The following is an 11,151-nucleotide window of genomic DNA, read 5'->3' as shown; positions in this document are numbered from 1 at the left end:
CGTCCTCGCCAGCACCCGCCGCGACCAGGCCGCGGCCCGAAAGTTCTTCACCGCGGCACTGACCCACGGCCGCCGGCCGGTCGAGATCACCACCGACAAGGCCCCTGTCTACCCTCGAGGCCTCGACGAGCTGCTACCCGAGGCCTGTCGCGTCGATGCCGCGCGGGAGAACAACCGGATCGAAGCCGATCACAGCCGCCTGAAAGCCCGGCTCCGGCCGATGCGCGGACTGAAACGGCTGCGCTCTGCCCAGACGATCAGCGCAGGGCATGCGCTCGTCCAGAACATCCGCCGCGGCCACTACGAACTCACCATCGACACCGACCCGCACCTGCGGCTGGCAGCCGCGTTCACCGAGCTCGCCACCGCGATCTGATCAACTGTTCGGCAGAGTCAGCCATGCCCCNCCATCCCGTAACGCAACAGACCCCGCGGAGTCGCGTGCCTTGCCCAGTCCGGCGAGCCCGCCGGTGAGGCAGGCGATCGCCTCCTCGTTGTATGCCGGATCATCGCGGCCAAGGTAATGGCANGCCCATCCTCGTTCCAGCGCGTAGAACTCCGGCGTGTAGTAGTAGATCCACGCCGGAACGGCCTGCCCATCCTGCCCCGCGGCGGCGGCGAGATCAGCTCCGCGGGCCAGGGCCTCGACCGCCTCGCGGCGCCGGCCGGCCAGTGCGTGGGCACGGGCTTCCTGATGGGCGTCGTAGGCCCGCTGGCCTATCCAGACTCGTCCGTCCCGCGACGCGGCACGCGACAGGCCGACCGTCGCGTCGAGTTGCCCGACGTGGAACGCCAGGTGCCCCTTGAACGACGAAGAACTCGGGGAGCGTGTGTGCCGAATACAGCGCCTCCCGCGCACCGGCAACCAGTCCAGCCGAGACCTGGCTCGGATCGACACGTCGCCGACCTCACCAACGGACGGATCAAACGCCGATCCGTCCTCGGCGGCCTGATCAATGGCTATGTCGACGTGAACGGGCACCATCTGTCGCTGTCGATGGGCACCACCTGCCGCAGCGGCAAGGCCGTGTCGACGAAATTGGGCACCACACGGCCGGGACCTGGCAGGTGGACTCCCCGTCGCCTCCTTGCTGCTGTTTTTGCCTGTGGCACAGGCACTTCCGAGATCGGCACGACGTGCCGGTCTCGGCTGGAAGGACGAGCCGCGCGGCGCCTGGTGCTCGAAATCATCGACACTCGCGCCGAGGAGTGGTGCTCAAAGCGACCGACATTCGGTGCCCGTTCGCACGTTCGTAGCCAGATCAACCAATACGAACGAGCCGTTTAAAACGGTTGACACTTCACAGCCAGTGGGTGTCCCCGGTAGACGCGGCAGTGGTGTTGGCAAGCGCGACCGAGCGTCTGCCCTTGCGGTCTGGCGCATGCCGGGACCCGGTGCGATAAGCCGTTTCTGCCGCCGGAAGCCTGCCCTGGCGGCGATCATTGGCGGATGCAGGCCGATGACCGCGTCTTGTTGATCGACGTCGAGAACGCCGTTGGATCGGTGCGACCACGTCCCGAGCTTGTTCGAAGCCGGGTCCGCGCGCTCGTCGAGGCGGCCGGGGCAGTCCATCACGTCGTGGCCTGCTACGCCCAGGACGATCCGGCCGCTGATGGCGTCGTCTCCGTGCTTGCTGAACTCGGAGTCGCGCCCTGGCCGGTGCCGTCCAAGGCCGACGCCGCAGACCAGGCCCTGCTCCAGCACGCCCGATACGTGCACCGACGGGGCGGACGTATCTTCACCGTCGCGTCCGGCGATCGCCAGTTCGCGGTCCTCGCCGAGCTGGGCCAACTGGAAGTCCTCGTCTGGGAAAAGCAACCCGTGGCCCGCAACCTGGCGAAGGCCGCCGGTCCTCATCTACGGCGCCTACCCAACGTGTCCGCCAACGGCACCACGTCCAACAGGGCCAATGCCGCAGTCAGGCCGGCGATCGTCGAGAGCTCTGCGGAGTTCCTGCCCGAACGGGGCAAAGGACGAGGTGGGCGCTTACAGCCGACCGGGTGTTCGGTACCGGCTCGTGAAGCCGGTCGAGGGTTCCTGCCCGCAGTCCTGACCGGCATCGGAGTCGGCATCGGCCAACGACTCGCCGCCGTTGTCATGGACAGGCGGCGATGGTAGCCGGCGGTCAGCGGCGCCGGCGAGCGCTGCGAGGTCAGGAGGGTCGTGGCGGATCCGGAACAGCACGGCGTCCGTCGGTCCGTGGCCGAATGGCGGCCGGCCGGTTGCGGCGAAGGCGACGGTGCACGCCCAGGCGAACACGTCGGTGGGCGGGCCGACGGCAGCGACGTCCAGCAAGAGCGAGACGTGGGCGGGCCCGGCGAGCCATCGGCGGGGTCGTGGGCTGACTGGGCGCCACCAGCTACCCGCCGCGTTGAAGCAGTAACCGAGATCTCTCGCCAGGCGACGATCAGCTCGATGAGCGTCCACTCGTGGTGGCCGAAGCAGACCATCAGCGCCTCCACCACGTAGCTGGCGTCGTCGATCCAGCTGACCTGAACGCCGACCCGCCCGCCTTCGACTTCACCACGAGCGGCGGGCCGCGCCGGGCGACAATCCGCTCGGCTGCGGCAGCCTCACCGCGGTCGCCACCACGTCTTCCGTTCAGCGACGGCCGCCGCCGCGGTCGTCTCGCCGAACGCCACCCTGCAGGCCGCCAGCGACACTGCCGGCGGAGGCGGCACGGCGCCGCCGGCCGAGCAGAACTCCAGACACGCACCCTGCCTCAGAAGCGACGTCAACCGCTGTCCGACCTGCAGGCACGCCCTCGTAGTATCCATACGAGGAGAGGGAGGCGTTGTGGCTGGTTCGGGGATCGCTTTGCGTCTGCCTGCGCCCGTCGGGAAGCAAAAAGATGTCATCTATCTTGACGAAGGTGGTGAACATCTAGTTCTAGGAACTGCCGGCTCCGGAAAAACCCTCATGGCTATTTACCGCGCAGTGTATCTGGCGCAACATGCGCCGCGAAACGCCGGAAGCACTCTACTTTTGACGTTTCATCAGACTCTCGTGACTTACATCAAATCACTGGTGCCAGCCGATACAAAGCAATTGACGATCGAAACATTTCACGGCTTTGCCCGTGGATACCTGGCGTCGCAAGATATGCTGCGCGATNACGAGATTTTGACGCCCAGCAACCACGAGAGGTTCCTCGCTCACGCTGCGGCCCAGGTAGCGTCGCGGCTAGGAACTTCGACGATTTTTGATAAGAAACCGGCCTTCTTTGCGGACGAGTATCGATTCATCGTCGGGCATCGACAGCGGCGTGATCAGTATATAGCGGCAAATGACGGGCGCGGACACGCTCTCAATCAGCAGCAGCGCTCTCGGATCTACGATGTCATGGAACGATACTGGAGCTTGCGAAGGGAGCACGGTTTCCGCTACTGCTGGGACGACCTTGCGCCTATCGCTGCACGGCAGCTCCGAGGGGATACGACTGAGCGACGCTACAAGCATATCGTTGTTGACGAGAGTCAGGATCTGCCACCTGCCGCGGTGGACGCCTTGACTCAGGCCACCGGCGTGGGTGGATCGCTAACTCTTTTTGGGGATTATGCGCAACAAATCCACCTCGCCGGAACGGCTTCGGCTGACATAGGGCTAGAGAACGCAAAGCTGANGATTTTCCAAGACAACTACCGAAATACAGCGCAGATCTCCCGTCTCGCCTTGGCGCTATCACGCTTGCCAACTTTTCGCAGCAATGCCGATCTTGTAGAGCCTCGTNAACCCAGAGCAGACGGCGCCCCGCCGACAATCTGGAGACATGCAGATCAAACTCAGCAGATGACGGCTGCGGTCCAGCTCGCGCAGCAGGACTCCTCATCACGCCAAGTAGCGATTCTACTTCGCCGCCGTGAAGACGAAGCTGATCTACGAAGGCTACTGGGGAGAACTCCCGCTACTCGCCTGCATCGCAGCGTAAGAATATGGCCGATGGGTTCTGGTGTCTTCTACGGAACATATCATGNGGCCCGCGGCCTTGAGTTCGACACTGTGATCATGCCTTTGCTGGACGAGAATCTTGTGCCCAACCAGCGGGAGATCGAGGTTCTGGGACGAGAGGAAGCTGCGGCTCGTGAATCAAACCTTCTCTATGTTGGAATAACGAGGGCTAAAGCCAACCTCGTCCTAATGCACTCCTCTAGCTTGACATCACTTCTTCCGTCTCCAAGCTCAGGTCTATTCACGGAGGTCTCGGGTGCCGCACCATAGTCATCTAGATCGGGACTCTGAGTGAGACGACTCGCGAGACGCCGTATCATTCCTCCAAAAACGCCACGTCACACGACTCACCCACTTTACTCGATCGAGAAATCTCCCGCACATTTTGACGAGTGGCGCGATCAAGCCCACTTCTACTCTTCTGGGTGAAGTTGAGGGTTTCACTCCGACCGATATGCAGCGGTACGATGGAAAGCCGGACTACGTCTGCTGCTCCATCCAGTACCCAAACGTCTATTACCAGACACAAGTTGCACAGAGTGACAAGTCGTTTCCTGACTGGGTTGTTCTGTTTATTGATATTGTTGCCATACGCGGTGGGGATGTCATGTGGAGCCCGACCAATGCGGCAAGATCTGCGGGCGCGAGACTTGTGAGTGAGGCTCGGGCGGCGGAGACGTTGTATGCTCCCATCGTGGAGGGTAAATACCGTATCGTGCGGGGTGGTGACCACCTCGCTAGCTGTCCGACTGATCTACAAGCCGAGGTATTGCTCCGACGAGAAATCCCCCTCAACCTGATCACATCAATGGCCGTGTGTGATGAAGCGCAAGCGGAGCGCGAAGTTTCGCGTGCCGAGATGTTGGGCCAGCTTGATCTCCTGCCTGACATAGCGATTGCTCCGGTTTTGTTTGACCGCTCGAGACTGCCAACCGCTCTCAGGTCAGGCCAGATTCCCGTCGAAACGCACTGGGATATGGGGAGAGTAGGATGACCGGGTCTCTGACGTACATAGACCGAGTGATCGGGGCATTTCTTGGTGCTGCGGCCGGTGACGCGCTCGGCTGGCCGCAGGAGCGTCGTGAGCAGGTGNGTCTCCCTGGGGAGCGGGACCCGCTGCCGGGAGAATTTGCGCCTTGGACGAGGGTTGCGGGTGGCAGATTTCGGCCACGCCTGGAACCCGTGAACTCCGGCGAATATAGCGACGACACGCAACTACTCCTGTGCGTTGCTCGCGCGCGACTAAGTGGGGGCGCGAGATGGCTCGACCAGCTCAGAGATGTTGAACTGCCGACCTGGCTTCTATATGAGCGTGGTGGCGGAGCGGCAGTTAAGCGCGCCTCTCGATCCTGGGCCTCTGGCGTGGCACCATGGTCTAATAAAGACTCTGATAGATACTTCGACGCAGGCGCCAACGGAGTANCCATGCGTGTAGCACCGCATGCACTCGACGCAAGGACGCAGAGTCGCCAAATCGCTCTTGACGATGCGTTCTCGGATGGTATTTTGACGCACGGGCATCCGCGCGCCCTAATTGGTGCTCGCCTACATGTGCAGGCAGTCTGGAATCTCACCCGCCTTGACCACTCTTTGGGCTATGGTGCGCTGATCGACGACCTTATCGACGACAAGCAATGGGCCGAGCTGCCATCGCATAGCGTAGTCCCCGAGGACTGGGTTCGAAACTTCGAGAGACGGGGGGAAGATTTCTCTGTATCTTGGAATAAGGTCACCTCGGAGGCAATAGACCTTCTTCGGCTTGGTCATGCCGCGGTCAGGCGCGGCGCGGTCGCTCTTATGCGACCGGTGCTGGCAGAGATGGGCTGTCTCGAACGTGCGACAAGCGGCTCTGGCACGGTGACCGCAGCCGCGGCGACATTCGTGGCATCTCGAACGGCGGCTGATCCGCTGACCGGCCTTAGGGAGACCNCTTATCTGGCAGGGGGAGATACCGATACTCTTGCTTCAATGACAGGTTCATTGCTTGGCGCGATTCATGGCAGCGACTGGCTGGGGCACCTCGCAAAAGATCTTCAGGATGCTAAATTGATACGTAATGTTGCGATTAGCCTAGGATCAGGCAACAGCATCGAGAGTCGCGCCATCCGCCAGGTTCGCACGCCAGAAATTCGACTCCTGCAGCGTCAACTGCGGAGATCCGGGACGGGAGAAAGGGCTATCCTACCCGACGGCCGAGCCGGTATCGTGAAGGAACGAAGTGTTCTTCGTAGTCCCACAGGAGGTACGGCCGGCGAGCTTGTGCGGCTCATGGCTGACGGCCAAAGCATCGCGATTCTCATGCCGGACCCAGAAAGGGATGAACGACAGCAAGCGCTGTTTTCCGCGGAGGAGATTGAGCCTGCGGCGCGAGCCCTCGCAATCGAGACCCGAATCTCGGTAGACAACCTGGAGCTCGCCAGAGTGGCATTGGAGCGAGTTCTAGGTCTTCTCCCTGTGCAGCGGGGCGTGCAATCTGTCCAGTATAAGGGAGGGGTCGTACTTGCCCGCAAGTCCGGAGTGCACTTCCNTGCCGAGGAAAGAGGCCCTATTCATCTACGCGTACGTGTGAGTAGTCTCAGAAGCGCCTACGGCGCTGCACTCGAACTCGGCCTAGCGCCCGGGAATATTACGCCGACGGCGAATGGTGCTTTTTTTGAGGTTACGCTAGTTCCAGGTGTGCAAGCTGAGGTCTTCGAATCGAGACGGCTCCGAGAAGGTGTTTGAGATCGTCGGTTAGCCCAGATCTTTCATGCTTCGGCAGGGTGTGATCGCGGGCTGTCCTCTCAGGCGCACCAAGCCGGCGAGTGGTGTTCTGGCNTAGGACGAGGCCAGGCGGGCGGGTGGTTCGCTGGCGGATCGAGCCGCGTCTTCTACGCCGGCACGTTCTGCGAGCGGCGGATGATGGTGTCGTAGGTGTCGGTGGTGCGGTGCAGCCCGCCCGCGAGGGTTCGGACGTAGGTGTCGAGGTGGTTCTGCACGTCGGCGGCGTGTTCGTCGGGTTCGGCGAGTTGTTCCAGTTCGAGGAACAGGCCGGCGCCGTCGACCTCGTCGAGGCAGAGGGTGATGTGCCCGTGGCGGGTGGTGCGGCGTCGTTTGACGATGCGGACGGTCGGGGTGAAGCCCATGGCGAGGATCGCCTGGTGCATCTGTTCACGGTCGGCGATCTCGGTTTCCTGTTCGTCGCAGGCCATGGTGTTGTCGATCGGGGTTTTCACCGTGAACAGGTGCCGGCCGTCCTGGCTGCGTAGGCGCGCGAAGGGAACTCCGATGCGGCCCATGCCGTATTGCCAGCCGGCGCGGGCATAGGCCTGGTCGTCCTGGACGACGGGCGGGGTGAGTGTCAGACCGCGGTGCTGCAGGGCGGCGTGGAGCTCGTCGGGGTCGTTGACGACGTACTTGACCTCGATCTCGCGGATGGGGCTCACAGGGCGGGGTCCTCCAAGGCGTCCGGGTGCGCGACCGAGGAAGCCTAGCGGGATCAGGTCGGGCGGAAGGGGCGCCGGGCCGGGGTCAGAAAAGTTTGTCGGTTTCGCCGGCGCCGCCGGAGACGGCGGTGATGGGGCGGCAGGGATGGTGAGGGTCAGGGTGAGCGCGGAGTGGTCGGACAACCGTGCCAGCCAGTGCCGGACACGGGTCACAGATACGAGCCGGCCTTGACCGATTATTGCGGCTGACCGGGCCGGTTTTCGGCGGTGGCCGGTGTGGTCGGCCAGTGGGNGGTCTCGTCTCGGCTGATGATGTCTTCGACGGCGAACCGGCCGCCGTCGACGTAGGTGATGTTGACTTCGACAGGGCGTCCAGTCGTGCCGCTGTGGGTGATCCGGGTCAGGACGAGCAGGGCGCCGCCGCGAGGGATACCGAGTTCCCGGGCTTGTTCCGGGGTGGCGGAGCGTGCGCTGGTGGTGCGGGTCCAGGTCAGGGGGCCGTGGCCGAGGTCGTGTTCGAGGCGGTCGTAGATGCCTCCGGGGCCGGTGGAGGCGTCCTCCAGGATCGTGTCGCGAGCGAGGTCGGGCAGGTAGGAGTCGGCGATCAGCACCGGTCGGCCGTCCGGGCCGATCACTCGGTGGCGTTCCAGGACGTCGGCGCCCTTGGGGACGTCGAGGAGGCGGGCGATGTGCGGGGGTGCGGGCAGCCAGCGGCGGGTCGGGGTGGTGATGGGCCGCCAGTGTCCGGCGGCGGCGTTGAAGATGTAGCCGAGGTCGTTGCGGCGGACGGTGGTGCCGACGTCGATGCGGCCGGGTGGCTCGGCGGGGTCGAGGACGACGGCGCCGGATCTGTCGGTGACCTTGATCCGGCCTTCCAGTGCGAGCAGGCCGAGGGCTTCGGTGAGGACTCCGCGGCCTACGCCGAACTCGTCGGTGAGGGGGCCGTAGCCGGGCAGGCGGCTGCCGATCGGGTAGCGCGGGNGGTCCGCGTCCATCCGGGCGCGCAGCTCGGCGGCGATCTCCTCATATCTGGTCAAAAGACACCTCTCGTCACTCAAACTGTACCGGTACTGTCGCCGATCTGTGTGGTGGAGCACACTGTCAGTACCGGTACAGGCGAGGTTACCAGCATGTAACGCCGGGCCGTTGCATGGTCGGATTCCTTGCCTTCGATGACGTGATGACCCAGGACCGCAGTCCGGGGTCTACGCCTGCCCTGGCAACGCGGCGCCGCGGGCAGGTGGCTTCGGTGCACCAGGACGCACCCTCAGGACGTTCTTCGCGGACGTCGAGCGGGTCCGGGTGTGCGCCGAGTTCCTGGGTGCGGCGCCCCGATCTGATCAGTGAGGTGATGTGCATGCTCGCAATCCCGACCTTCTCGACGTTCGAGGACGCCTATCTTGCGGTGCTCCGGCACGTCGGAGGCCAGACGGAGNTCGTCAACGCCCCGCGGGGCAATGCCTCCCGGGAATGTCTCAACATCAGCTTGCGGCTGGACGATCCGCTGGAGCGGATTCCGTACCTGCGCGCCCGCAAGGTGAACATCATCTTTCACTACGCGGAGGCGCTGTGGTACCTGTGGGGCCGCGACGACGTGGAGATGATCTCCTACTACGCGCCGCAGATGCGCTCCTACTCCGCCGACGGCCACACGCTGCGCGGCTCGGCCTACGGCCATCGCCTGTTCGCGGTTCCCGGCGACGGCGAGGTGAGCCGGTTCGACCGGCTGCTGACTCTTCTTCGAGGTGAGGATGCGACGAAGAGAGCGGTCTCGGTCGCGTTCGACGAATCCGAGCTGNATATCCCGCACAACATCGACGTCTCCTGCATGATCGCCCTGCAGTTCCTGATTCGGGACGGCGTACTGCACCTGATCTGCTACATGCGGGCCAACGACGCCGATCAGGGTCTGCTGTCCGACGTCTTCTCCTTCACCCTGCTGCAGGAGTTCACGGCGAACCTGCTCGGCGTCGGCGTCGGCACCTACGCCCACCACGTCGNCTCGATGCACATCGGTGACCGGGACGCCGGGCGGGTCGAGCGGGTGCTGGTCGAGGCGAGCACCCTCGGGCCGGGACGAGTCCGTTTCCCCTCGGCGCGGATGCCGGCGACGAGCTGGGCGGACCTGGCCGTCCTCGCGGCCTACGAGGAGGCGTTACGACGCGACCGTGACCGGATCATCCCGGCGAAGGTCGACGAGACCGGGCTGGCGCCGTACTGGCAGCAGGTGCTGCTGCTGTTCGAGGTCCAGCGGCAGATCGTCCACCAACCGGGCCGGCTCCTGGACCGCGCCGTCCTGGGGGCGTTGCATCCCCGCTACCAGTGGCTGCTCTCCCACCGATGGCCGGAGCGGATGCCGGCCCCCCTGGCGACCTCGAGGAGCTCGGCGTGAGGACGCATTCCCGGATTCCCGGCACCGTCCTGGACGGCATCGACTGGTCCCGCTTCAGCGTGCTGCTCCTCAAACCAGACTGCCTGCGCCGCCAGCTCGTCGACGACGTCATGGCCGCGATCCGCGGCGCCGCGGACGTCGTCGTTCAGGAGCGGGTGACCGTCGCCGACTGGCAGATCTTCGTCCACTACCAGGATCTGCTCGTCGACAAGGACTGGTTCACCGTCGACGTCGTCGACTACCTGCGCCGCACCTACATCGACGGCCAGGTAGTGATCGCGCTGCTGCGCGGCCCGGCCGGCGCCGACACCCCGGCAGCGATCCGGGAACTCCTCGGCCACTACGACCCGCCGCAGGCCGCACCGGGCACGATCCGCCGCACCTTCGGCGTGGACGATCTGGCGACCTCCCGCCGCGAAGGCCGGCTGATCGAGAACCTCATCCACAGCTCGGACGACGTCGGCGCCGTCTGCCGCGACTTCGGGACCTGGTTCGGCGCCGACCGCCACCAGCTCCTCGACCTGCCTGCCCCGACCGACCGTGTGAGGAGCGCGCCGTGAACCAGCCGAGGGCCGTGACCGCACAGATCGGCGGGGGACCACGCCAGCTGCGCGTGATGACCGCCGCCGCGCAGGCCGACCTTGACCCGTACATGGCGCAGATCGTGACCTACCGCAAAAGCGGCCTGTCCCTGAACCACATCATCGGCTGCCCGCTGGACTGCGGATACTGCGTGCGTCACTTCTGGGGCGACTTCGAGCACAAGACCCCGCACCTGCTCTGCCCCACCGACGACGCGGTCGAGCTGCTCCTCGGACATGAAGCGTTCCGCCCGTCGATCACCCCGCTGCAGATCTTCAACAAGGCCACCGATCCGTTCCTGCCCGGCGTCAAGCCGCACCTGTTCCAGGTGCTGCATGCCCTCGACGACCGCAGCCTGGACAACCTCGTCCTCATCATCACCCGGTTCACCGTGACCGCGGACGACATGGCCGAACTCGAACGGCTGCGCCACCTGCGGGTCACGCTGTTGTTCACCTACTCCGGGATCACCGACAGNCGCGTCGAGCCGATCTCCAAGAGCGCGATCACCACCATGTCGATCGCGACCGCGTGCGCGCACCGGAACCGGACCCGGGTCGTGCTCTACTGGCGGCCGATCGTGCCCGGCTGGAACGACCAGGNCGACACCATGAACCATGTGCTGTCCGTCGGAGCCGATGCGGACGCGATCGTGTTCACCGGCTACTACCACAAGCAGCAGAACGCGACCTACCTGCGCGACCTCGGCGTCGAGCTTCCCTACCGCGACGAGGAGTTCCACCGACGCAAGACCATGCCCGACGACCTCGACGCCCGGGTCGTCGCGGCCTGGCGCGCCTCCG

The 11,151-nt window shown here is 64.6% G+C and carries 6 protein-coding genes and 13 pseudogenes; 16 read left to right on the top strand and 3 right to left on the bottom strand.

All coding sequences use genetic code 11. From position 1 onward, the window contains the following. From FF86_RS27800 to FF86_RS68965, 10 genes and pseudogenes are all read left to right on the top strand, one after another. Positions 1-376 (top strand): DDE-type integrase/transposase/recombinase (locus FF86_RS27800; RefSeq protein ID WP_128423656.1); only part of this gene is annotated, 376 nt, incomplete at its 5' end. A 1,074-nt stretch (positions 377-1,450) separates the two neighbouring features. Further along, positions 1,451-2,119: a hypothetical protein gene (locus tag FF86_RS34425; protein WP_157867007.1), complete on the top strand. Its 669-nt coding sequence runs from the start codon at positions 1,451-1,453 to the stop codon at positions 2,117-2,119. 678 nt (positions 2,120-2,797) lie between these two features. Further along, positions 2,798-3,115 (top strand): annotated as a pseudogene (locus tag FF86_RS69000) (UvrD-helicase domain-containing protein); the annotation flags it as partial. 1 nt (position 3,116) lies between these two features. Continuing rightward, a pseudogene (locus tag FF86_RS68995) lies at positions 3,117-3,623 on the top strand (UvrD-helicase domain-containing protein); the annotation flags it as partial. 352 nt (positions 3,624-3,975) lie between these two features. Next, positions 3,976-4,219: 3'-5' exonuclease (locus FF86_RS68990; protein WP_396230137.1), on the top strand; the 244-nt coding region annotated here is incomplete at its 5' end. Positions 4,220-4,313: 94 nt separating this feature from the next. Next, positions 4,314-4,943, top strand: a pseudogene (locus FF86_RS68985) (DarT ssDNA thymidine ADP-ribosyltransferase family protein); the annotation flags it as partial. Continuing rightward, positions 4,940-5,041 (top strand): annotated as a pseudogene (locus FF86_RS68980) (ADP-ribosylglycohydrolase family protein); the annotation flags it as partial. The pseudogenes FF86_RS68985 and FF86_RS68980, both read left to right, overlap by 4 nt. A gap of 1 nt (position 5,042) precedes the next feature. Beyond that, positions 5,043-5,371: pseudogene (locus FF86_RS68975) on the top strand (hypothetical protein); the annotation flags it as partial. A 1-nt stretch (position 5,372) separates the two neighbouring features. Next, positions 5,373-5,878, top strand: a pseudogene (locus tag FF86_RS68970) (hypothetical protein); the annotation flags it as partial. Position 5,879: 1 nt separating this feature from the next. Beyond that, a pseudogene (locus FF86_RS68965) lies at positions 5,880-6,476 on the top strand (hypothetical protein); the annotation flags it as partial. Positions 6,477-6,819: 343 nt separating this feature from the next. Here the strand turns inward: FF86_RS68965 and FF86_RS27785 are convergent. The 3 genes and pseudogenes from FF86_RS27785 to FF86_RS68955 all read right to left on the bottom strand — a co-directional run. After that, positions 6,820-7,374, bottom strand: a complete 555-nt coding sequence (locus FF86_RS27785; protein WP_082122278.1) for a class IV adenylate cyclase — start codon at positions 7,372-7,374, stop codon at positions 6,820-6,822. A 293-nt stretch (positions 7,375-7,667) separates the two neighbouring features. Beyond that, a pseudogene (locus tag FF86_RS68960) lies at positions 7,668-8,355 on the bottom strand (GntR family transcriptional regulator); the annotation flags it as partial. Position 8,356: 1 nt separating this feature from the next. Then, on the bottom strand, positions 8,357-8,471 hold a 115-nt coding region (locus tag FF86_RS68955), incomplete at its 3' end, for a hypothetical protein (RefSeq protein WP_396230140.1). 53 nt (positions 8,472-8,524) lie between these two features. On the opposite strand from FF86_RS68955, the pseudogene FF86_RS68950 reads away from it, so the two are divergent. The 6 genes and pseudogenes from FF86_RS68950 to FF86_RS68930 form a co-directional block, all read left to right on the top strand. Continuing rightward, positions 8,525-8,809: pseudogene (locus FF86_RS68950) on the top strand (hypothetical protein); the annotation flags it as partial. A 1-nt stretch (position 8,810) separates the two neighbouring features. Beyond that, positions 8,811-9,172 (top strand): annotated as a pseudogene (locus FF86_RS68945) (thymidylate synthase); the annotation flags it as partial. 1 nt (position 9,173) lies between these two features. Beyond that, a pseudogene (locus FF86_RS68940) lies at positions 9,174-9,374 on the top strand (thymidylate synthase); the annotation flags it as partial. 1 nt (position 9,375) lies between these two features. Next, positions 9,376-9,766, top strand: a pseudogene (locus FF86_RS68935) (thymidylate synthase); the annotation flags it as partial. Continuing rightward, positions 9,763-10,326, top strand: a complete 564-nt coding sequence (locus FF86_RS27770) for a nucleoside-diphosphate kinase (protein ID WP_063870521.1) — start codon at positions 9,763-9,765, stop codon at positions 10,324-10,326. The pseudogene FF86_RS68935 and the gene FF86_RS27770, both read left to right, overlap by 4 nt. Before the next feature lie 56 nt (positions 10,327-10,382). Continuing rightward, a pseudogene (locus FF86_RS68930) lies at positions 10,383-10,825 on the top strand (hypothetical protein); the annotation flags it as partial. Positions 10,826-11,151: the final 326 nt, after the last annotated feature.

The sequence above is a fragment of the Frankia sp. CpI1-P genome (assembly GCF_001421075.1).
Lineage (GTDB): Bacteria > Actinomycetota > Actinomycetes > Frankiales > Frankiaceae > Frankia > Frankia torreyi.
The sequence above is the reverse complement of the archived record's forward strand: the minus strand, read 5'-3'. Positions and strand labels throughout refer to the sequence as shown.

Excerpts from the sequence above, each read along its gene's own strand:
- FF86_RS34425 (WP_157867007.1), top strand. The coding sequence starts at position 1,451 with ATGCAGGCCGATGACCGCGTCTTGTTGATCGACGTCGAGAACGCCGTT.